The sequence below is a fragment of the Bacillus sp. jun7 genome, assembly GCF_051034795.1.
Classification (GTDB): domain Bacteria; phylum Bacillota; class Bacilli; order Bacillales; family Bacillaceae; genus Bacillus; species Bacillus velezensis.
Genome location: NZ_CP093219.1, coordinates 2,676,283 through 2,698,869 on the forward strand (window position 1 = coordinate 2,676,283; position 22,587 = coordinate 2,698,869).

The window sequence follows — 22,587 nt, forward strand, 5'->3', positions numbered from 1 at the left end:
GGAGCGCAAAAAAATGGTGCAAAAAAGATCAGCTTTTCTTCCCTATTCATTGCCCATGATCGGGAAGGACGAAATTCAGGAGGTTATTGATACGCTTGAATCGGGCTGGCTTTCAAAGGGACCGAAAGTAGAGGCGTTTGAAAAAGCCTTTGCCGCCTGGACGGGGGCAAAGCACGCGATCGCGCTGAACTCATGTACCGCCGCTTTGTTTTTGGCCCTGAAAGCGAAAGGGATCGGTCCCGGTGACGAGGTCATCACGTCTGCCGTGACGTTCAGTTCAACAGCCAATACAATCGTGCACACAGGCGCCGTTCCGGTGTTTGTTGACATCGATCCGCTTACGCTGAATGCAGACCCTGAAAAAATTGAGGCGGCCGTCACCCCGCGGACAAAAGCGATTGTACCCGTTCATTTCGCCGGCCAGTCGTGTGATATGGATCAGATTCTGGCCATTGCCGAAAAGCATCAGTTATTTGTCTTAGAGGATGCCGCACATGCCGTGTATACCACTTATAAACAGAAAATGATCGGATCAATCGGTGATGCGACGGCATTCAGCTTCTACGCGACAAAAAATCTGGCAACCGGTGAAGGCGGCATGCTGACGACGGACGATGACGGGCTTGCCGATCAGATCAGGGTGCTCAGCCTTCACGGCATGAGCAAAGGCGCGTGGAACCGCTATTCTTCAAACGGAAGCTGGTACTACGAGGTCGAAACACCCGGCTATAAAATGAATATGTTTGATCTTCAGGCAGCGCTTGGGCTTCATCAGCTGAAACGGATTGACAGCATGCAGCAAAGAAGGGCTGACATTGCAAGCCGCTACCAGGACGCCTTCAGACACATGAAAGGGCTGACCATCCCGCATGTCAGTAATGACGGGCGGCATGCATGGCATCTGTATGTTCTTCAAATAGAGGAGCAGGAGGCCGGGATCAGCCGGAACGATCTGATTTCCGCTTTGAAAGACCAATATAATATCGGCACAAGTGTTCATTTTATTCCGGTTCCGTTCCATCCGTATTATCAAAAAACGTACGGATATAAGGAAACTGATTTTCCGGCCGCGGCCGCGTATTATCACCGCACCGTATCACTCCCTCTTTATCCGTCAATGACAGATGATGACGTTGAATACGTCATTGCAGCCGTTACGGATATCGTCAAAGGGGCTGATTAGGTGTACAGACTGAGGGAAAATCTTGCGCAGGACATGATTCATGCCTTCCTGCATCAGAAGGGCATTCAGTCGGAAGCCTATGAATCGTCGCTCTGTTTATTGGAAGAAAACAGCCTTCAAGGCGTGATTTTATATGAAAACTCTTCGTGGGAAAGTCAATTGTTCCGAAAAAATATCATCAATGTGAAGCTTGCAGCCGCAAACAGCACCGGACAGCTCAAAAGGCTGTTTCAGGAATTTTACGCGGCAAGGCGGGCGGACGGCACTGATTTTATATTTATTAAAATACCGGCTGAAGATATCGGCGCGATGCAGGTCGTGCAGCAGCTTCCGAACGCTTATTTTGTAGGGAGTCTTCTCAAGCTCGTCAGTCCGGTGCGTGTATATAACAGCACGCCGCCGTTTGAGATTACAGAAGCCGGACCCGGTGACACGGAAGCGATCAGCCGGCTGGCCCGCGACGCCTTTACAAAAAGCAGGTATTATCAAGACCCCCATCTCAGTTATAAAAGTGCAAACCGCCTGTTTGAAGAGTGGGCGCGGAATAACGCGGAAGGAAGAGCTTCGTTACAATTCCTCGCCAAATATAAGGGAGAGACCGCGGGCTTTGTTCAGGGGCTGTCTAAAGGCGATGAATTCGTCCTTGATCTGATGGCGGTAAAGCCGGGCTTTGAAGGAAAAGGAGCGGGATACCATTTAGCTGCGCACGTGATTGAACAATCATTGCGTTTTCAGCATAAGACTGTATCAGCGGGAACGCAGCTCCACAATGTAAGAGCCATCCGCCTGTATGAAAGAATGGGATTTAAAGCGGATGCGTCCTATTACTACTATCATGTGTGGCCCGGGAAGGAGGCGGACTGATGGCATCATGCAAAATCGGAACGAAGTCAATCGGCGAAGGTTCGCCCGTATTCATCATCGCCGAAGCCGGAATTAATCATGACGGAAAACTGAGTCAGGCGTTTGAATTGATAGATGCGGCCAGTGAGGCCGGCGCGGACGCGGTCAAGTTCCAAATGTTTCAGGCTGACAAAATGTATCAGAAAGACCCCGGCTTATACAAAACAGCTGCGGGAAAAAAAGTCTCTATTTTTTCTTTGGTGCAATCAATGGAAATGCCTGCTGAGTGGATCGAACCGCTGCTTGAATATTGTAAGAAAAAAGGCGTGCTGTTTTTAAGCACGGTATGTGACGAAGGCTCTGCCGACTTACTGTATGCGACTTCCCCTTCAGCTTTTAAAATCGCCTCCTACGAGCTGAACCATCTGCCGTTATTGAAATATGTCGCGGGGCTGAAGACCCCGATTATCTTCTCCACCGCGGGCGCTGATATTTCAGATATTCAGGAGGCTTATCAAACCATTACCGGCGAGGGGAACAAAGAAATTGCGATCATGCATTGTGTGGCGAAATATCCCGCGCCGCCTGAATACAGCAATCTGAGCGTCATTCCCATGCTTGCCGCCGCATTCCCGGATGCAGTGATCGGTTTCTCCGATCACAGCGCCCATCCGTATGATGTGCCGTGCGCGGCTGTCAGGCTCGGAGCGAAACTGATTGAAAAGCATTTTACGATCGATAAAAACCTGCCCGGTGCTGATCACTCCTTCGCCCTCAATCCGGATGAATTAAAAGAAATGGTTGCGGCGATCCGCTCAGTTGAAGCGGAGCTGCGGCAGGGGTATCACGCTCCGGTGCCGGAAGTGCTGTCGGGAAGTTCCCATAAAACGACGACACCGATTGAAGGGGATATCAGAAGGTTCGCTTACAGAGGCATTTTTTCAACAGCGCCGATTCAAAAAGGCGAATGTTTTACGGCGGAAAACCTTGCCGTCCTTCGTCCCGGCCAAAAACCGCAGGGGCTTCACCCGAGATATTTTGAGCTTTTAACTGACGGCGCGCGTGCGGTCAGGGATATCCCCGCCGACACGGGCATCACTTGGGATGACCTTTTGACGAAAGGCAGCCCATATGATGACTGACATTTTGTTTATCATTCAGGCGCGGATGGGAAGCGGGCGTCTTCCCGGCAAAGTGCTGAAACCGATCGGCGGGTATACGATCCTCGATATGATTGTCAAAAGGGTTCGGCAAAGCGCGTTTTACGATCAATCACGGGATAATCTGATCGTCGCCGTGTCTGACAGCAAGACCGACGACATTCTGTCTGCGCACTGCCTCAGCAACCGCTACCGTGTGCACCGCGGCAGCGAACAGCGTGTGCTTGACCGGTTTGCACAAGTCATCGAACAAGTAAAACCGGACATCGCAGTCAGACTGACGGGGGATAACCCGTTTGTTGACCCTTCGCTGCTTGATTTTCTGATTCAATCGCATTTAGATCAGCACGCAGACTACACGTATATCTGCGGTACACCGCTCGGGATCGGCGGCGAGGCGGTGAACGCGCGCCTTTTAACGGAGATCAATGCGGACAAAACGCTGGCGGACAAATATCAGGAGCATGTCACCCTTTTGATAAGAGAATCTCCTGAGAGGTACCGGCTTCTCTTTCCTGAGCCCCCGCAGGAACTCCGGGCTCCTCACTTGCGGATGACCGTCGATACAGAAGAGGACTACAGGCTGGCCCGCGAGCTGTACGTAAAAGCGGGCTCGCGTCCTGATATTCCGGCAAAAGAATTGATCCATCTGCTGAATCGTGATCCGGAGCTCAGGGCCATTAATCAAATGATCCGGCAAAAAGAGGCTGATTAGCGTGCGGGTTTTGATTTTCACGGACGGGGGCCGTGACATCGGCATGGGGCACGCGGTTCGGATGAAGCTGCTTGCCGGTGCCATTAAGAACAATTGCTCAATAACGTTCTACACAAATAAAGAGGCTTCTTCTTATCTGTCATCTGATCAATGGGAAGTGATCATCAAGCCTGACAAGGGACAGAAGGAATTTATTGTCCGGGAAATAAACAGGCGGGCTCCCGACCTTCTCATATTCGATCTGCTCGATATGCCGTGTGACTGGCTGGAGAAAATTAAAAAGCATTCATCGGCTCGTATCGTCTTATTTGAAGAAAAGAGGGAACATGTCATTCATTTATGCGATGCCGTTATAAACGGCATTTACGGCGGGCTGAAAAGCCGGACGGTTCAAATGGGCAGCGCCGCGGTATATGAAGGCCCGGATTATATGATTCTTCATCCGGGTTTTGAAAAAGCCAAACAGCTTTATCAGCTGAATAAAGAATGCCGAACCATATTGGTCTCATTAGGAGGAAGCGACCCGAAGAAGCTTGTCTTTAAAGTGATGGAAGCATGCCGCCGCATTCCCGGCATTCAGCGGAAACGAGTGATCATCGTCATGGGCGGCGCCGCGCCTCATGCTGATGACGTGCGCGCGCATCTCACACAAATGCCTTATGCCGAGATGGTAAGGCAGACAAATGACATGGCCGCGCTTCTCACGGGGGCTGATATGGCCATCGTGTCCGGCGGGATCACCTTATATGAGACCATTTGTACAGGTGTGCCCTGCATCGTTCTTTCTCAAGTGGAGCATCAAACTGAGACGGCGGAAAAATTCGCCGCACGAGAGGCCGCCGTTCATCTCGGCCTGGGAGAACACACCGCGGCAGACGTGCTCGCTCGGCATATGTCTGAGCTGGCTGCTGATTATCCGAGACGGCTCGGGCTTCATCAGAACGGAAAGCCGCTGGTTGACGGCAGGGGCATTAAACGGGCGGCGGCGATTCTTTATGATTTGTGATAAAACCACACGTAAGGAAGTGTTCATGTGAAAGGTGTTATCTTAGCCGGAGGCACCGGCTCACGCCTTATGCCGCTGACAAAAGCGGTCAATAAGCATTTACTCCCTGTCGGTCCATATCCGATGATTTACTGGTCGATCATGAAGCTGGAAGAAGCGGGGATTACGGATATCTTGCTGATTACGCAAAAAGAATATATTCCGCAATTTCATAAACTTCTCGAAACCGGAGAAGAGCTCGGCGTCTCAATCACATATCAGGTTCAGCCAGCCGCATCCGGCATTTCCGACGGTTTATCATACGCAAAGCGGTTTACCGGGCGCGATCCGTTCGTTCTGCTTTTGGGAGATAATATTTTTGAAGATTCATTAAAACCTTATACGGAGCGTTTCGCAAAGCAGGGAAAAGGAGCGAAAGTGCTGCTGAAAGAAGTTGACGATCCGGAGCGCTTCGGCATCGCCGAGATTGATGAGGAAAACAAACGGATCAAGTCGATCATTGAAAAGCCGGAGCAGCCGCCGACCAGACTATGCGTCACGGGGATCTACATGTACGACGCAGAAGTGTTTTCTTATATTGAACAAATTTCTCCTTCAAAACGCGGCGAACTGGAAATTACGGATGTCAATAATTTATACATTGAACACAGTGAGCTGACGTATGATGTGTTAACGGGCTGGTGGGTGGATGCGGGCACGCATGAATCGCTCTATCTCGCCGGAAGCCTGGCGCATCAGGCATTACAGAAAGGACAGGAGCATTAATCATGCCAAAATCATATTTAATTACAGGGGGCGCCGGATTTATCGGCCTTACCTTCACAAAGATGATGCTGAAAGAAACAGATGCGCAGATTACCGTCCTGGATAATCTCACGTATGCAAGCAGGCCGCTTGAAATAGAAGCCTTAAAAAAGAACGGCCGTTTCCGTTTTATCAAAGGTGACATTTCTGAAAAAGAGGACATTGACAAAGTCTTTTCCCAAATGTATGACGCTGTCATTCATTTTGCGGCTGAATCCCATGTGGACAGAAGCATAAATCAGGCAGAGCCGTTCATCACAACAAATGTGATGGGCACATACCGACTGGCGGACGCGGTGTTACAGGGAAAAGCCGGCAGGCTGATTCACATTTCCACAGATGAGGTGTACGGAGATTTGGCACCGGATGATCCCGCTTTTACAGAGACGACGCCGCTTTCTCCGAACAATCCGTATTCCGCCAGCAAGGCAAGCTCAGACCTGATTGTCATGTCTTATGTGAAAACCCATAAGCTTCCTGCCATCATTACGAGATGCAGCAACAATTACGGGCCGTACCAGCACCACGAGAAAATGATTCCGACCATTATCAGGCATGCCGTAAACGGCACGCCGGTTCCGCTGTACGGCGACGGGATGCAGATCAGAGACTGGCTGTTTGCGGAAGATCATTGCCGCGCCATTAAGCTCGTGCTGGAAAAAGGAACACTCGGCGAAATTTACAATATCGGCGGAGGAAATGAACGGACGAATAAAGAGCTTGCGTCATTTATCATGAAGGAGCTCGGTGTCGAGGAACGGTTTGCTCATGTCGAAGACAGAAAAGGGCATGACCGCCGTTACGCCATCAATGCTTCAAAGCTGAAAAATGAGCTGGGATGGCGGCAGGACGTCACATTTGAAGAAGGAATGAGAAGAACCATTCGCTGGTATACAGACAGCCAAGACTAATCGGAAAGAAGGGGATCCGATTGACGAAGGTATTAGTAACCGGAGCGGCCGGTCAGCTGGGGCGGGAGTTATGCCGCCAGCTGAAGCGGGAAGGGTATGAAGTGATCGCCTTGACAAAAGCGATGATGAACATATCCGACCAGCGTTCGGTGCGGCACTCGTTCAGCCATTACAAGCCGGATATCGTCGTCAATACGGCGGCATACACCTCCGTTGACAAATGTGAAACGGAGCTCGACAAAGCGTATTTAATAAACGGAATCGGCGCTTATTATGCCGCGCTTGAGGCTGAAAACACCGGCGCGAAATTCATTCACATCAGCACCGATTACGTCTTCAGCGGCAAAGGAACACGGCCATACCAGACCGATGATCCCGCAGATCCGGGCACGATTTACGGAAAAAGCAAAAAACTCGGCGAAGAACTGATCCGGTTAACGGGAAAAAACCACACCATTATCAGAACGTCGTGGGTGTACGGCAGCGGCGGGCACAACTTTGTCAATACGATGCTGAAACTTGCGGATACACATGATCAGGTTCGTGTCGTTAACGATCAAGTCGGCGCACCGACGTACACAAAGGATTTAGCCGAAACGGTGATCGGTCTGTTTGACAGGCCGCCGGGCTTGTACCACGCCGCAAACAGCGGAGTGTGCAGCTGGTATGAATTTGCCAAGGCTATTTTTGAAGAAAGCGGCAGAACCGCCGCCGTGCTGCCCGTCACGACGGAGGAATACGGAAATGAGACGCCGCGCCCCGCTTACTCGGTGTTGAGCCTTGAGTCGATTGAACGGCAGGGGCTCGGCATGAGGCATTGGCGGGAAGCGCTGCAGGATTATTTACAAAGGGAGGGACAGTGCAAGTGATCGAAGGCGTAAAAATTAAAAAGCTGATCAAACACAGCGATGACCGGGGTTTTTTCTCAGAACTCGTCCGTGACGATGAACATCTCTTAGAGCGTTTCGGGCAGGCTTCCTGGTCCAAAAGCTATCCCGGCGTCATTAAAGCGTTTCACTATCATGAGAAACAGGATGACCTGTGGTTTTTCCCGACAGGCCACGCCCAGGTCGTGCTGCATGACCTTCGCGAAGAGTCGGCAACCAAGGGAGAAACGGATGTCTACTACATGGGAGAAGACAATCCGATGCTCCTTCTCATTCCCAAAGGCGTCGCACACGGGTACAGAGTGCTGGGCGAAACCCCGCTGACCATTATTTATTTCACGACAATGTCCTACAATCCGGATCAGCCTGACGAAAAAAGAATTCCGTGGAATGATGACACCATCGGATTTGACTGGCAGACGGCTCACCGGTAGCGCACAAGACGAAGACAGCGGATGTCTTCGTTTTTTTGTGCTGATTCATCTCGCGAAAAATAAATGATTGAATATTCTAAAAATAATTTACTTCCATGGATAAAGGTGGTAGATTATTCTCAGGAAAAGAGAAACCCAATTCGCGAATGGAATCATCAGACACGCTTTTCCGGCAGAGGACGCTCTGAATCCTATATGATCTGGAGGAATTCATGATGTTAAAAAGAAAATCATTTTCTGCCTTTCTCATCAGTGCTGCGGTATTTTCAGCTGTATTCTTGCCATCTTTTCATGCGAACGCCCAATCTGCCGTTATTGAAGCGAAAACCGTCAATAGTACGAAAGAATACGCGACGTCTGATATTGAAGTCACATACAAGCCGAATGCGCTGCTTGCCGTCGGGGCCGTTGAATTTCAATTTCCTGACGGGTTCAACGCCACTGTGAGGGACTCTGTAAACGGAAGAACACTGAAAGAAACGCAAATTCTCAACTACGGAAAAACGGTCAGACTTCCGCTTACCCTTGACTTATTGGGCGCGTCTGAATATAATCTCGTCCTGGTGCGTAAAAACCTTCCGCGCGCGGGCACGTATACAATTAAAGGCGATTACGTAAACGGTTTGGGGGCCGGCAGTCTCTATGCCGAAACAAAGCTGGTTATTGACCCGCGTTAATTGGGATGAAAGAGGCTGACAACAGCCTCTTTTTTGATGCGCAAAATCCTGGCATGAATCTTGCATATAAAAAGGGGTGTAACGACAATGTGAAAGGGATTGATGGGTTTTGGTGTAAAAGCGCTTACATTTCGTTCTGCCGGTAATTGAAGCTTACACGTAAAATACGATGAGGTGATAAAACATGTCAGCCAACCCGCTTTCTAAAAGCACTCAGAAAGATGAAGAAAAAGAAGTTCTTAATTTGTTCTTGTCCACACAATCGATCATAAAAGAGGCCCTGCGCAAACTGGGCTATCCTGACAATATGTATGAACTGATGAAAGAGCCGATGCGGCTATTGACCGTACGCATCCCCGTCAAAATGGACAATGGTTCAGTACAGGTTTTCACGGGCTACCGCTCACAGCATAATGACGCAGTCGGCCCGACAAAAGGGGGCGTGCGGTTTCATCCGGAAGTCAGTGAAGAAGAGGTTAAGGCGCTTTCCATCTGGATGACTTTAAAATGCGGCATCACAAATCTTCCTTACGGGGGCGGAAAAGGCGGCATCATCTGTGATCCGCGGACGATGTCATTCGGAGAGCTGGAACGGCTGAGCCGCGGATATGTGCGCGCGATCAGCCAGATCGTCGGCCCGACAAAGGATATTCCGGCTCCCGACGTATATACCAACTCGCAGATTATGGCATGGATGATGGACGAATACAGCCGCCTGAGAGAATTTGATTCACCGGGATTCATTACGGGCAAACCGATTGTTCTCGGCGGTTCACAGGGGCGGGAAACGGCGACCGCGCAAGGCGTCACGATTTGTATTGAGGAAGCCGTTAAGAAAAAAGGGATTCCATTGGAAAATGCGCGGATCATCATTCAGGGGTTCGGAAATGCGGGGAGCTTTCTCGCTAAATTTATGCATGACGCCGGCGCCAAGGTGATCGGCATCTCAGACGCCCACGGGGCTTTGTATGACCCTGACGGCCTTGACATTGATTACCTGCTGGATAAGCGGGACAGCTTCGGCACGGTGACGAATCTCTTCTCTGATGTCATAACGAACCGGGAGCTGCTGGAAAAGGACTGTGATATTCTCGTGCCTGCCGCAATCTCCAATCAGATAACGGCTGAAAACGCCCATCACATTAAAGCCTCAATCATTGTGGAGGCGGCGAACGGCCCGACAACGATAGACGCCACGAAAATCCTGAATGAAAGAGGCGTGCTTCTCGTGCCGGATATTTTGGCAAGCGCCGGCGGCGTGACGGTGTCTTATTTTGAATGGGTGCAAAATAATCAAGGCTTTTACTGGTCTGAAGAGGAAGTCGCCGGAAAACTGCGCAGCGTCATGGTGAATTCGTTTGAATCCATTTATCAGACAGCGCATACCCACAAAGTCGATATGCGTTTGGCCGCCTATATGACAGGTATCAGAAAGTCGGCTGAAGCGGCCCGGTTCCGCGGCTGGGTATAAGTGTTATCCGCAAAGAGATTTTGCATCAGTTATATAGCGGATCGCAAAATTTCTTTGCGTTTTCAGATTGCAGCTGACAGATTCGGACAAGCTTTCGGCAAAGATTATCTTTTTTTATCACAAATTGCTATGCTGGTATGCTTCTTGCATCTTTATTAAGCGTGAGCACACATTACAAAATACGGGGAGGAATTCTAATGACAGTTTCATACGCACACGAACCATTTACAAATTTTCAGGAAGAGACAAATAAACAATCGTTTCAGGAAGCGCTGGCTTATGTGAATTCACAGCTCGGCAAGCATTATCCGCTTATCATCAACGGTGAAGCGATTGAAACGGATAAAAAGATCATTTCCGTCAATCCGGCAGATAAAAAAGAAGTGATCGGTTCTGTATCGGCAGCCGGAAAAGAACTTGCGGAAAAGGCCATGCAGGCTGCGCTGCAGGCATTTCAAACATGGAAAAAAGTACGGCCGGAACACCGCGCGAATGTGCTGTTTAAAGCGGCGGCGATCATCCGCAGAAGAAAGCACGAATTCTCCGCGTACCTGGTGAAAGAAGCGGGAAAACCGTGGAAGGAAGCGGATGCGGATACGGCGGAAGCGATCGACTTTTTAGAGTATTACGCCCGTCAGATGCTGAAACTGAAAGACGGTTCTCCTGTAAAGAGCCGTGACGGAGAATATAATCAGTATCACTATGAGCCGCTTGGGGTGGGAATCGTCATTTCTCCATTCAACTTCCCGCTTGCGATCATGGCGGGAACGGCGGCGGCAGCCATCGTAACAGGCAACACGATACTTCTGAAACCGGCGGATGCGGCGCCTGTCGTGGCGGCGAAATTCGTTGAAGTAATGAAAGAAGCGGGCCTGCCGGACGGCGTGCTCCAATTCATACCGGGCGACGGAGGAGAAATCGGCGACTATCTGGTTGAGCATCCGAAGACGAGATTTGTGTCGTTTACAGGCTCCCGCGCGGTCGGATGCCGCATCTATGAACGCGCCGCAAAAGTACAGCCGGGCCAAAAGTGGCTGAAACGGGTCATTGCCGAAATGGGAGGGAAAGATACGGTGCTTGTAGACAGAGATGCTGATCTTGATCTTGCCGCTTCCTCAATCGTGTATTCCGCCTTCGGATTCTCAGGCCAAAAATGTTCAGCCGGTTCGCGTGCGGTCATTCATCAGGACGTCTATGATGAAGTTGTTGAAAAAGCCGTCGCTTTAACAAAATCACTCACCGTCGGAAGTCCGGAAGATTTTGATACATACATGGGGCCAGTCATCCACGAAGCATCTTATAATAAAGTCATGAGTTATATCGAAATCGGCAAAACAGAAGGAAAACTCCTGACGGGAGGCGAAGGTGATGATTCAAAAGGATACTTTATTCAGCCGACCATTTTTGCGGATGTTGATGAAAACGCCCGCCTGATGCAGGAGGAAATTTTCGGGCCTGTCGTCGCGATCTCAAAAGCCCGTGATTTCGACCATATGCTTGAGATTGCCAATAATACCGATTACGGACTGACGGGCGCTCTGTTATCGAAAACCCGCGCGCACATTGAACGCGCCCGCGAAGATTTTCACGTCGGAAATCTATACTTCAACCGCGGCTGTACGGGAGCGATTGTCGGATACCAGCCGTTCGGCGGCTTCAATATGTCAGGAACCGATTCGAAAGCCGGAGGACCTGACTATCTGATTCTTCATATGCAGGCAAAAACAACGTCTGAAGCCTATTAATCTTTCGGAAATAGCGCGATGAAAAAAGAGTCGCGCTATTTTCTCTATATGAGGGTAAGGAGGATGGAATATGTATCAGCAGCTCAGCAAAATGCTTCCGGAGGAGAAAATAGAAGCCATTACGAAATCACTGGTGGCCTTAAACAGCATCAACGGCACATTGGGAGAAGGAAAAAAAGCCGACTATATCAAAGATATGATCAAGAGCTTTCCCTACTTTCAGGAGAATCCGTCACATGTGTGGGAGCAGGCGATTCCTGAGGACCCTTACGGCCGCAAAAATATTTTCGCATTTATTGAGGGAAACGGCGAAAGCCTGAATACGGTCATTTATCACGCTCATCTTGATACGGTCGGCATCGAGGATTTCGGCCCTTTAAAAGATATCGCTTTTGATTCCGACCGTCTCGCGGAATATTTCTCAAACTATGAATTTGATCGGGATGTGCAGCGGGACGCCCGCTCAGGCGAGTGGATGTTCGGAAGGGGTTCGGTTGATATGCAGAGCGGTATTGCCGTTCATCTCGCCAATCTGCTTCACTTTTCTGAACGGCGCGATCAGCTGCCGGGCCATATTTTGTTCATGGCAAACCCGGATGAAGAAAGCCAGCATTCCGGCATTTTAACCAGCATTTCTGAATTAAAACGGCTGAAACAAGAAAAGCAGCTTCGTTATTTAGCAGCGATTAACAATGACTTCATCACGCCGCTGTATGAGGGTGACACGACAAGGTACATATACACGGGTGCGGCAGGGAAGCTTTTGCCTTGCTTTGCGATTTACGGGCGGGAGGTGCATGTCGGAGATACGCTGTCCGGCATCGATCCGAATTTGATCGCGTCAGAAATCACCAGAAGAATTCACAACAATATTCATATGGCGGAAAACATTGAAGGGGAGCTTGTGCTTCCGCCGACCTGCCTCTACCAGCGTGACAATAAGGAAGCGTATAACGTGCAGACCGCCGTCAGCAGCTATGTCTATTTTAATTATTTTATTTACGAGAAAACCGCCAAAGAAGTCATGGATCAGCTGACCGCCGTGGCTGACGAAGCCTGCAAAGAGACAGAACAAAAATTATCTGATTATTACGACGAATACTGTGAGAGAACGAGCCTGCCGAAAAAAGAGATGTCATGGAACGTTCAAGTGTACAGTCTGGAAGATTACCTGAAAAGGCTGAGAAGCCGCGGGATAGACCCTGCACAGTGTATCGGGCAGGCATTTAAAACATATGAACATCTTGAACTGCGGATGAGATGTTTTAAAGCCGTCGAAGAACTGCAAAAACTCGATCCTGAGCAGGGAGCTAAAGTCATTATTTTCTATGCGCCGCCTTATCTTCCGCACAATTATCTGAAGGAAGAAAGCACACGGGACCGGCTTTTGCAGCATGTCATTCAAGAAGCGGTCGATAAAACAGCGGCATCAACCGGAGAAACATTCGTCTTTAAAAAGTTTTTCCCCTATTTAGCGGACGGAAGCTTTTTATCGCTGCATGAAACAGACGAGGAGGTCTCCGCCTTTACCGATAATTTTCCGGGCTGGGATGTCATCGGGACGATTCCTTTTAAAGAAATCAGGGAATTGAATATTCCGTCGGTCAATATAGGGGTATACGGAAAGGACGGCCATAAATGGACGGAACGCGTGTACAAGCCGTACACATTCCATGTGCTGCCGGAACTTATTCAGCAGACGACAATGCACCTTTTGCACAGCTACCGATTAGACATACGCACAAATGGCTGACATAACGGAATAAGGGGGATGTATATGCAGGGAGATACCAATCAAAATGAATTGCAGCGCACGATGAAGGGCCGGCATTTGTTTATGATCGCCCTCGGCGGCGTGATCGGGACGGGGCTTTTTCTGGGCTCCGGTTTTACGATCAGTGAAGCGGGACCGATCGGCGCGATATTGGCTTATGTGATCGGCGGATTTTTAATGTATCTGGTGATGCTTTGTTTGGGGGAGCTTGCGGTCGCTATGCCGGTCGCAGGATCATTTCAGGCGTATGCCGCAAAGTTTCTCGGGCCGTCGACGGGATTTACGATCGGATGGATGTACGCATTCAGCTGGGCCAATACAGTGGGGCTTGAGCTGACGTCGGCGGGGATTTTAATGCAGCGATGGTTTCCGGCCGTTCCGATTTGGGTGTGGTGCCTGGTATTCGGCGTCGTCATTTTTTCCATTAACGCGCTGTCTGCACGGAGTTTTGCGGAAATGGAATTTTGGTTTTCCAGCATTAAGGTCATGGCCATTGTATTGTTTATTATTCTCGGCTGCGCTGCGGTATTCGGCTTTGTCGGTTTTAACGGCGGGCAGACGGCTCCGTATCTGTCAAACTTTACGACGGACAAAGGGCTTTTTCCGAACGGCGCCCAAGCCGTGCTGTTTACCCTTGTTATGGTGAATTTTTCATTCCAGGGTACCGAACTGGTCGGAATCGCCTCGGGAGAAAGCGAAAATCCGGAAAAGACGCTTCCCCGCTCGATCCGAAACGTCATATGGCGGACGCTGTTTTTCTTCGTGCTGGCGATGTTTGTTCTCGTGTCCATTTTGCCGTATCAAACGGCAGGCGTCATCGAAAGCCCGTTTGTGGCTGTGCTGGATAAAATCGGCGTTCCTTATGCGGCCGATATCATGAACTTTGTCATTCTGACCGCCATGCTGTCGGTGGCGAATTCCGGGCTGTACGCTTCGTCCAGAATGATGTGGTCCCTATCAAAAACTAAGATGGGCCCCGCTTCCTTAACGAAACTGACGAAAAAAGGCGTGCCTCTGAAAGCTCTTTCCATCACCATCGCCATCTCCGGTTTATCCCTGCTGACAAGTGTAGTCGCGGCTGAAACGGTGTATGTGTGGCTCATTTCCATCTCCGGTATGATTACCGTCGTCGCGTGGATGTCAATCTGCGCTTCACAATTCGTTTTCCGGAGACGCTTTCTCGCTGAAGGAGGAAATCTGAAAGACCTGGCATTTAAAACGCCTCTTTATCCGATTGTGCCGATTCTCGGATTTTCGGTTTACGGTCTTATCTTAATCAGTCTCATCTTTATCCCCGACCAGCGTATCGGTCTGTACTGCGGCGTCCCGCTGATGATCATCTGTTACGCGTATTATCACTTCGGTATCAAAAAACGCCTGAAGCGTGAGCCGGCTTCTTCGGAAAAAGGCGCTGCCGGATAAGAAAAAAAGCCCTTCGCTTAAAGCGGCGGGCTTTACTTTGTGTTTCGTTTGGCCGACAGAACATAGGATAGAACGGCACAGAACTGAAAACCGAAAATGCTGACGGCCATCGGCCAGGCATTTTCTTCTCCGGCAATACCGACAAGGGGAGCGGCAGCCGCACCGCCGATAAAGGGCAGGAGTCCGAGAAGAGCCGCAGCGCTTCCCGCGCCTTTCTCCTGTTTCTGCATAGCCAGAGAAAATCCCGTCGTCGTGACGATCCCGACAGAAGAAACAATGATGAATAAAGAAATGCAGACCGCCGTCAGGCCTAAACCAAACGCAAGTGATAAAAGCAAAGCGATGCTCCCGATGACGGCAATCATCAGACCGGAGACAAACAGCTTCCGTTCATCATGTGTTTTGGCCATCCGTCCGGTGATTTGGGTGGCGCATATGATCCCCGCACCGTTTACGGCGAACAGCAGGCTGAACATTTGCGCCGATACGCCGTAGATGTTTTGCAGTACAAACGGCGACCCGGCAATATATGCGAACATGCCGGTCATCACAAATGCCTGGCTGAGCGCAAATCCCATAAACATCCGGTCGCCAAGCAGGCCGCGAAACGTCATCAGCGTCTCCCGGAGTCCGCCGCTTGTCCGCTTTTCCGGCGGGAGTGATTCAGGCAACGCCGTAAGCACGGCGGCAGAAATGATACAGCCGATCACCGCCAGCACGATAAATACGATTTTCCAGCCGGCGAACTGAAGGATAAATCCCCCTGTAATCGGCGCTAAAATCGGCGCCGCCCCATTGACGAGCATCAGTAATGAGAAAAAAGCCGTCAATTCTTTTCCGGAATACATATCGCGTGCGGAAGCCCGTGCGATGACGATTCCGGCCGCCCCGGTGAATCCTTGAATAAACCTCATGACAATTAAAAACGAAACAGAAGGGCTGAAGGCGCATAATAAAGAAGACAGCGTATAAAGCAGCAATGACAGAATCAGCGGCTTCCGGCGCCCGATCATATCACTGAGCGGCCCGACAACGATCTGCCCGACCGCCAGCCCCAACAGACAAAACGTCAGGCTCAGCTGCGCAAGTGACGCTGTCGTATGAAGATCGGCCGCCACCTCAGGCAAAGCGGGCAGATACATATCGAGCGAAAGCGGCCCGAATGAAGCGAGCGTCCCGAGAATCAGTACCATGCCGAGGCCTGCGCGGGCGGCCTTTGAATCAGCGTTATTCATTTCATAACCCCCCACCTTAACAAATGATTCTATCACTATAGCATAAGCGGACGGCGTATTTTATATCATTTATTGAATACAAACTAAATATTTTATTTAAAATCTGAATGTAAATAAAAAATCAGAATTAGTTTTCATATGAAATGTAAAATGAAATATAAGGATGCTAAACTATAAAACAACAAAAGGTAGAAAAGTTTTACGGAAGAGGTGTTCAAAGAGCATGAACAGCAAACAAACCGATCACATCGAAACGAAACGCCGATTTCCGGTCTGTCTCGCGCTTGCTTTGACATTAGGCGTATTTGCCGCGGGTTCTGAAGAGCTGGTGATTTCTCCGCTGCTTCCGGATTTAGCGCAGGCTTTCAGTTCGGATGTCAGTGTGCTGGCGCTTTCCATCAGTATTTACGGAGTGATGATTTTTATCGGGGCGCCGCTTCTCGTTCCGCTGGGAGATAAATATTCCCGGGAACTCAGTCTGCTGGCGGGACTGCTTATATTTACGGCCGGCACGGTGATTTGCGCGCTGGCGCACAATCTCTTTTTCTTCTTTCTGGGCAGGGCGCTTTCCGGGCTTGCGGCGGGTGCGTTTGTGCCGACAGCATATGCGGTGGTCGGCGACCGTGTGCCTTATGCGTACCGCGGCAAGGTGATGGGTCTGATCGTGTCAAGCTGGTCGCTCGCTTTGATTTTCGGTGTTCCGATCGGCTCTTTTATCGGCGGCGTTTTGAATTGGCGGTGGACGTTTTGGATTTTCGCCCTCATGTCTGTCCTCGTTGCTTCGCTCATTTTCATTGAGGCGCGCCGCAGCACGGCGGATGGGGATAAAACAGAAGAGGAAAACGGACGGCAGGCAGGCACTTTCCGGGATGCGCTGAAGGTGCCCCGTGTCCCTGTATACCTCACGATCACTTTTTGCAACATGATCGGTTTTTACGGCATGTATTCCTTTCTCGGCACATATCTTCACCGCGTGCTGCCGGGGGGGGAATACAGCTTCAGGGCTGCTGATCATGGTGTACGGAATCGGTTTTTCCATGAGCGTGTTCACCGGAAAAATCGCAGATAAGGCGGGGAAAATGCGCTCTTTGATCGCGGCATTGGCCGTGATCAGCATATGGCTTTCCTGTCTCGCCTATGCGCCGTCATCAATGCCGTTTTTGGTCATCGGGTTATTCGTCTGGGGGTTGATGCAAAGCCTGACGGTGACCTTGCTCAGCACTATTTTAAGTGATTGCTCACAGAGCCGCCGGGGCAAAATCATGGCATTTTACAGTCTGGCATCCAATTTGGCCGTCACCTTGGGTTCTGCTTTCATGGGTCCGGTCTATGTCGGATACGGATATGCAGCTGTCGGATTTATCTGTGCGGCCGTCACCCTCATCGGCTTTGTCCTCAGCGTTTTCGCATACAGAAGGTACGGGAAATATGAGCATAAGACCAACCAATCATTGTATCGGTAAAATAAAGTTTCTATAATTTTGTAAATGTTAATTTTTAACACCTTATATCATAAGGTGTTTTCTAATATATAGGAATAATTATCAATATTTTCAAATAATATTGACAGCTTGAACGTCTATGGATAATATTTACTTAAAATTTAACAGATTGGTTGGTGCTCATGATTATATTGGATAATAGCATTCAAACAAAAAGCAAGGCTTATTCAATATCTAAACTGATTACGATCAACACGCTCGGTCCTGAAGGGACAAGCAGTGAGTACGCAGCAAAAAACTTCATCACCAATTTCACCCTTCTCCAAGGGGTGAACAGCAAATTATCACTGCATGATACATTTGAATCGTGCATTGAAAAAACGCTTCAAAGTCCGCTGGAATACACAATTGTGCCTCACGCGTATGACGGCATTAAGCACTTCTACATGAGACCGGATCTGCAGCTTCTGCAAATTTTCAGGTGCGACACCCCGATGTACGGCCTGGCTGTCCGGCCCGGTTTTGAATATACAGATGACATGCTTGATAAGACTGTCATCGTATCCCACCCGTCTCCTATCAATTTGATTAAGTATTTTACCCGTAAAGATGTCACGTTTGATCTGGTGAACTCAACGAGCGCAGCCGCGAAAAGAGTGAAGGACGGTTTGTCCGACATCGCGCTGACAAATGAGCTGGCCAGACAAAAGTACGGCCTTCACTTTGTCAAAACATTTAAAAGCATTCCCATGAGCTGGTCATTATTCGGAAAAGGAGAGATTCATGATGAAAACTGAACAAGATTTGCAGGAACTTTATTTCCCGACGCCTAAATTAATAGAATGGGATAACGGAGTAAGACAATATTCGTCCGTCAGAGGCGATACGGAAGTTCTGCTTTCTTACGTTCCGCCGCATACAAACGTGGAACCGCATCAGCATAAGGAAGTCCAAATCGGCCTTGTCGTTTCCGGCGAGCTGTCCATGACTGTCGGAGATGTCACAAGAAAGATGACAGCGCTGGAATCAGCCTATATCGCGCCTCCTAACGTGCCTCACGGCGCAAGAAATGAGACGGATCAAGAAGTGATCGCCATTGATATTAAACGCCTGAAAGCCGGTGAAACCTATACAAGCCCTGAGGATTATTTTTTGAATATTTTTAAAACAAGAGACTTATTGCCTGGGATGGAAGTCACGTTCTTCGTGGAAGACTGGGTGGAAATCATGCTTGCCAACATTCCGGGCAACGGAGGAGAAATGCCGTTCCATAAACACCGCAATGAACAGATCGGCATCTGCATCGGCGGCGGCTATGATATGACCATTGAAGGCTGCAAAGTGGATATGACATTCGGTACAGCTTATTTCTGCGATCCGAGAGAAGATCACGGCGCCATCAACAGATTTGAAAAAGATTCAAAATCAGTCAATATCTTTTTCCCTCCGCGCTATAACAGAGCAAAAGCGAAAAAATTAGAGGCGAAAGAGTCATGAACCTGACGGATAAAACCGTCCTCATCACAGGGGGCGCATCAGGCATCGGTTATGCCGCGGTTCAGGCGTTTCTGAATCAAGAGGCAAATGTGGTCGTCGCGGATATTGATGAGGCGCAGGGAGAAGCGATGATCCGGAAAGAAAACAATGACAGGCTGCATTTTGTCCGGACGGATATTACAGATGAACCGGCATGTCAAAACGCCATCCGGTCAGCGGTTGACAAGTTCGGCGGATTGGATGTGTTAATCAATAACGCCGGCATCGAAATTGTCGCCCCGATTCATGAGATGGAGCTGAGCGATTGGGACAAAGTGCTCAACGTCAATCTGACGGGCATGTTTCTTATGAGCAAGCACGCGCTCAAGTATATGCTCAAAAGCGGCAAGGGCAATATCATTAACACGTGCTCCGTCGGAGGAGTCGTCGCATGGCCCGACATTCCCGCATATAACGCTTCTAAAGGCGGCGTATTGCAGCTGACGCGTTCGATGGCCGTCGATTACGCCAAACACAACATCCGCGTCAATTGCGTGTGCCCGGGAATCATTGACACACCTTTGAATGAAAAGTCGTTCCTTGAAAACAACGAAGGCACTCTTGAAGAAATCAAAAAAGAAAAAGCGAAAGTCAATCCGCTGCTGAGACTCGGCAAGCCTGAAGAAATAGCGAACGTCATGCTGTTTCTCGCTTCGGATTTATCAAGCTATATGACCGGAAGCGCGATCACCGCAGACGGTGGATACACCGCACAATAGATAAGGAGTGTTTACATATGGAGAGAAAAACAGTATTGGTTATCGCTGACCTTGGGGGATGCCCGCCGCATATGTTTTACAAAAGCGCAGCCGAAAAATACAACCTCGTCAGCTTTATTCCGAGACCTTTTGCAATTACAGCCTCTCATGCGGCATTAATTGAAAAATACTCGATTGCGGTCATTAAAGATAAAGACTATTTTAAGAGTCTGGCTGATTTTGAGCATCCCGATTCGATTTACTGGGCTCATGAAGATCATGACAAACCTGAGGAAGAAGTCGTCGAAGAAATCGTCAAGGTGGCTGACATGTTCGCGGTTGACGCCATTACGACCAACAATGAACTGTTTATCGCTCCGATGGCAAAAGCGTGTGAACGTCTCGGCCTGCGGGGAGCGGGCGTACAGGCCGCTGAAAATGCCAGAGATAAAAACAAAATGAGAGCCGCCTTCAACCGGGCCGGCGTCAAGTCCATCAAAAACAAACGGGTGACGACGCTGGAAGATTTCCGCGCCGCGCTTCAGGAAATCGGAACGCCGCTCATTCTGAAGCCTACATATCTGGCGAGCTCCATCGGCGTGACGCTCATCAAAGAGAGAGAAACGGCAGAAGCCGAATTTAACAGAGTCAATGAATACCTGAAGTCGATTAACGTACCGAAAGCGGTCACGTTTGAAGCGCCTTTTATCGCGGAAGAATTTTTGCAGGGCGAGTATGACGACTGGTACGAAACAAGCGGTTATTCCGACTATATCAGCATAGAAGGCATCATGGCCGACGGGGAATACTTCCCTGTCGCGATTCATGATAAAACACCGCAAATCGGATTCACGGAGACATCGCATATTACGCCGTCCATCCTGGATGATGACGCGAAGCGGAAAATCGTCGAAGCTGCCAAAAAGGCGAATGAAGGACTCGGCCTCGAAAACTGCGCGACACATACAGAAATAAAATTAATGAAAAACCGGGAAGCCGGATTGATTGAATCAGCGGCACGATTTGCGGGCTGGAACATGATTCCGAATATTAAAAAGGTCTTCGGCGTCGATATGGCGCAGCTGTTATTGGATGTTCTCTGTTTCGGAAAAGAAGCCGATCTGCCGAATGGATTATTGGAGCAGGAGCCGTGCTATGTCGCCGACTGCCACTTGTATCCACAGCATTTCAAAGAGAACGGCCAGCTGCCTGAGACAGCTGTCGATTTCGTCATTGAAAGCATTGACATTCCTGACGGCGTCTTAAAGGGAGACACCGAACTCGTTTCTTTCTCGGCGGCCGAGGCGGGTACGTCCGTGGATCTGCGGCTGTTCGAAGCGTTCAACAGCATTGCGGCGTTCGAGCTGAAAGGAAGCAATTCGGGTGACGTGGCCGAATCAATCAAACAAATTCAGCAGCAGGCGAAGCTGACTGCAAAGTATGCGTTACCGGTATGAAACAGCTGAAACCGAACTCTAAGTATTTGCTTTTCGGGCAGGCGCTTTCGTTTATGGGAGACTATTGCGTTCTCCCGGCCCTGCTCATTTTGTCTACATACTATCACGACTACTGGGTGACGTCCGGCGTCATCGCGGTCCGTAGTATTCCGATGGTGTTTCAGCCGTTTTTAGGCGTGCTCGTGGACCGGCTCGACAGGGTGAAAATCATGCTGTGGACGGATGTGATCAGAGGTGTCATCTTTTTGGGGCTGACATTTCTCCCGAAAGGCGAATATCCGCTGCTTTTTCTGGCGCTGCTGTTTATTTCTTACGGAAGCGGCGTGTTCTTTAACCCGGCACGTCTCGCGGTCATGTCGTCTTTAGAAGCGGATATTAAAAATATCAACACTTTGTTTGCAAAAGCCACGACGATTTCGATTATTGTCGGCGCTGCAGCCGGCGGACTTTTTCTGTTAGGCGGTTCTGTGGAGCTTGCCGTCGCGTTTAACGGGGTGACCTATCTTGTCTCCGCGTTTTTCATCAGCCGCATTAAGCTTCAATACGTGCCGATTCAGTCAGAAAACGTAAGAGAAGCTTTTCAGTCGTTTAAAGAAGGCCTGAAGGAAATCAAAACAAATGCTTTTGTGTTAAACGCCATGTTCACGATGATTACGATGGCGCTTTTGTGGGGTGTCGTCTACAGCTATTTCCCGATTGTCAGCCGCTTTTTAGGCGACGGGGAAATCGGCAATTTCATCCTGACGTTCTGTATCGGCTTCGGCGGCTTTATCGGCGCCGCTCTTGTCAGCAAATGGGGCTTTAACAACAATAAAGGGCTGATGTATTTTACAGTGTTATCGATCGTCTCGCTTGCGCTGTTTTTGTTTACCCCGATTTTCGCCGTGTCAGTCATTGCCGCCATTCTTTTCTTTATCGCAATGGAATACGGTGAGGTGCTGGCGAAGGTCAAAGTTCAGGAGAACGCGGCGAACCAGATTCAGGGACGGATCTTTTCGGTGGCGGAGGCGTCCATCGGATTGTGCATCGCCGTCGGTTCCATGTTGATCAACATTGTAGACGCGGCAGTCATCATGGCGTTTATCGTCCTTTTGGTCAGCGGGCTGTTTCTGCATACAAAACTGGTCAATAAATCCTTTTCAGAACGGAATAACGAATCAGAGCAAATTCATTTATAAGGAGCCTTT

General features: G+C 49.5%; 20 protein-coding genes and 1 pseudogene. 20 read left to right on the forward strand and 1 reads right to left on the reverse strand.

Annotated elements, in window-relative coordinates; translation table 11 throughout:
* Window positions 1–13 precede the first annotated feature (13 nt).
* The 14 genes from MJQ52_RS13035 (at window position 14) to MJQ52_RS13100 (ending at window position 15,032) form a co-directional block, all read left to right on the forward strand.
* Window positions 14–1,183, forward strand: coding sequence for a DegT/DnrJ/EryC1/StrS family aminotransferase (locus MJQ52_RS13035; protein WP_094247404.1), 1,170 nt, complete (start codon window positions 14–16; stop codon window positions 1,181–1,183).
* Window positions 1,184–2,047, forward strand: a complete 864-nt coding sequence (locus MJQ52_RS13040) for a GNAT family N-acetyltransferase (protein ID WP_094247405.1) — start codon at window positions 1,184–1,186, stop codon at window positions 2,045–2,047.
* Window positions 2,047–3,168, forward strand: coding sequence for an N-acetylneuraminate synthase family protein (locus MJQ52_RS13045; RefSeq protein ID WP_094247406.1), 1,122 nt, complete (start codon window positions 2,047–2,049; stop codon window positions 3,166–3,168). Before MJQ52_RS13040 ends, MJQ52_RS13045 begins: the two co-directional genes overlap by 1 nt.
* Window positions 3,161–3,901, forward strand: coding sequence for a cytidylyltransferase domain-containing protein (locus MJQ52_RS13050; protein ID WP_172424430.1), 741 nt, complete (start codon window positions 3,161–3,163; stop codon window positions 3,899–3,901). The genes MJQ52_RS13045 and MJQ52_RS13050 overlap by 8 nt, the downstream gene beginning before the upstream one ends.
* Before the next feature lies 1 nt (window position 3,902).
* Entirely contained in the window at window positions 3,903–4,907 is a 1,005-nt protein-coding gene (locus MJQ52_RS13055; RefSeq protein ID WP_094247408.1) for a PseG/SpsG family protein, read from the forward strand.
* 27 nt (window positions 4,908–4,934) lie between these two features.
* Window positions 4,935–5,672 carry a sugar phosphate nucleotidyltransferase gene (locus MJQ52_RS13060; RefSeq protein WP_003150981.1) on the forward strand — a complete coding sequence of 246 codons (738 nt, stop codon included), beginning with the start codon at window positions 4,935–4,937 and terminating at the stop codon, window positions 5,670–5,672.
* A gap of 2 nt (window positions 5,673–5,674) precedes the next feature.
* Window positions 5,675–6,622, forward strand: coding sequence for a dTDP-glucose 4,6-dehydratase (rfbB, locus tag MJQ52_RS13065; protein ID WP_094247409.1), 948 nt, complete (start codon window positions 5,675–5,677; stop codon window positions 6,620–6,622).
* A gap of 20 nt (window positions 6,623–6,642) precedes the next feature.
* Window positions 6,643–7,491 carry a dTDP-4-dehydrorhamnose reductase gene (gene rfbD / locus MJQ52_RS13070; protein WP_024085934.1) on the forward strand — a complete coding sequence of 283 codons (849 nt, stop codon included), beginning with the start codon at window positions 6,643–6,645 and terminating at the stop codon, window positions 7,489–7,491.
* Window positions 7,488–7,943, forward strand: a complete 456-nt coding sequence (locus tag MJQ52_RS13075; protein WP_003150986.1) for a dTDP-4-dehydrorhamnose 3,5-epimerase family protein — start codon at window positions 7,488–7,490, stop codon at window positions 7,941–7,943. The genes rfbD and MJQ52_RS13075 overlap by 4 nt, the downstream gene beginning before the upstream one ends.
* Window positions 7,944–8,158: 215 nt before the next feature.
* Window positions 8,159–8,620, forward strand: coding sequence for a biofilm surface layer hydrophobin BslB (bslB, locus tag MJQ52_RS13080; RefSeq protein WP_003150988.1), 462 nt, complete (start codon window positions 8,159–8,161; stop codon window positions 8,618–8,620).
* Between the two features lie 184 nt (window positions 8,621–8,804).
* Window positions 8,805–10,091 carry a Glu/Leu/Phe/Val family dehydrogenase gene (locus MJQ52_RS13085; protein WP_015387545.1) on the forward strand — a complete coding sequence of 429 codons (1,287 nt, stop codon included), beginning with the start codon at window positions 8,805–8,807 and terminating at the stop codon, window positions 10,089–10,091.
* A gap of 197 nt (window positions 10,092–10,288) precedes the next feature.
* Window positions 10,289–11,836: an L-glutamate gamma-semialdehyde dehydrogenase gene (pruA, locus tag MJQ52_RS13090; RefSeq protein WP_003150992.1), complete on the forward strand. Its 1,548-nt coding sequence runs from the start codon at window positions 10,289–10,291 to the stop codon at window positions 11,834–11,836.
* Between the two features lie 70 nt (window positions 11,837–11,906).
* On the forward strand, window positions 11,907–13,589 hold the full coding sequence (locus MJQ52_RS13095) for a M20 family metallopeptidase (RefSeq protein ID WP_071392439.1): 1,683 nt from the start codon (window positions 11,907–11,909) through the stop codon (window positions 13,587–13,589).
* Window positions 13,590–13,613: 24 nt separating this feature from the next.
* A complete protein-coding gene (locus MJQ52_RS13100; RefSeq protein WP_094247410.1) occupies window positions 13,614–15,032 on the forward strand; it encodes an amino acid permease in 1,419 nt (472 codons plus the stop codon).
* Between the two features lie 32 nt (window positions 15,033–15,064).
* Here MJQ52_RS13100 and MJQ52_RS13105 read toward each other — a convergent pair whose 3' ends face one another.
* The gene (locus MJQ52_RS13105) at window positions 15,065–16,267 is read right to left on the reverse strand and encodes a multidrug effflux MFS transporter (RefSeq protein WP_094247411.1); all 1,203 of its coding nucleotides are present in this window, start codon (window positions 16,265–16,267) and stop codon (window positions 15,065–15,067) included.
* 223 nt (window positions 16,268–16,490) lie between these two features.
* On the opposite strand from MJQ52_RS13105, the pseudogene MJQ52_RS13110 reads away from it, so the two are divergent.
* The 6 genes and pseudogenes from MJQ52_RS13110 to MJQ52_RS13135 all read left to right on the forward strand — a co-directional run bounded on the left by MJQ52_RS13110 (window position 16,491) and on the right by MJQ52_RS13135 (window position 22,578).
* Window positions 16,491–17,730 (forward strand): annotated as a pseudogene (locus tag MJQ52_RS13110) (MFS transporter).
* A 161-nt stretch (window positions 17,731–17,891) separates the two neighbouring features.
* Window positions 17,892–18,506, forward strand: a complete 615-nt coding sequence (locus MJQ52_RS13115) for a bacilysin biosynthesis protein BacA (RefSeq protein ID WP_003150997.1) — start codon at window positions 17,892–17,894, stop codon at window positions 18,504–18,506.
* The gene (locus tag MJQ52_RS13120) at window positions 18,496–19,206 is read left to right on the forward strand and encodes a cupin domain-containing protein (RefSeq protein ID WP_003151000.1); all 711 of its coding nucleotides are present in this window, start codon (window positions 18,496–18,498) and stop codon (window positions 19,204–19,206) included. Before MJQ52_RS13115 ends, MJQ52_RS13120 begins: the two co-directional genes overlap by 11 nt.
* On the forward strand, window positions 19,203–19,964 hold the full coding sequence (bacC, locus tag MJQ52_RS13125) for a dihydroanticapsin 7-dehydrogenase (RefSeq protein WP_038460243.1): 762 nt from the start codon (window positions 19,203–19,205) through the stop codon (window positions 19,962–19,964). The genes MJQ52_RS13120 and bacC overlap by 4 nt, the downstream gene beginning before the upstream one ends.
* A 17-nt stretch (window positions 19,965–19,981) precedes the next feature.
* The gene (locus tag MJQ52_RS13130; RefSeq protein ID WP_094247412.1) at window positions 19,982–21,400 is read left to right on the forward strand and encodes an ATP-grasp domain-containing protein; all 1,419 of its coding nucleotides are present in this window, start codon (window positions 19,982–19,984) and stop codon (window positions 21,398–21,400) included.
* Entirely contained in the window at window positions 21,397–22,578 is a 1,182-nt protein-coding gene (locus MJQ52_RS13135; RefSeq protein WP_017418686.1) for an MFS transporter, read from the forward strand. The genes MJQ52_RS13130 and MJQ52_RS13135 overlap by 4 nt, the downstream gene beginning before the upstream one ends.
* Window positions 22,579–22,587: the final 9 nt, after the last annotated feature.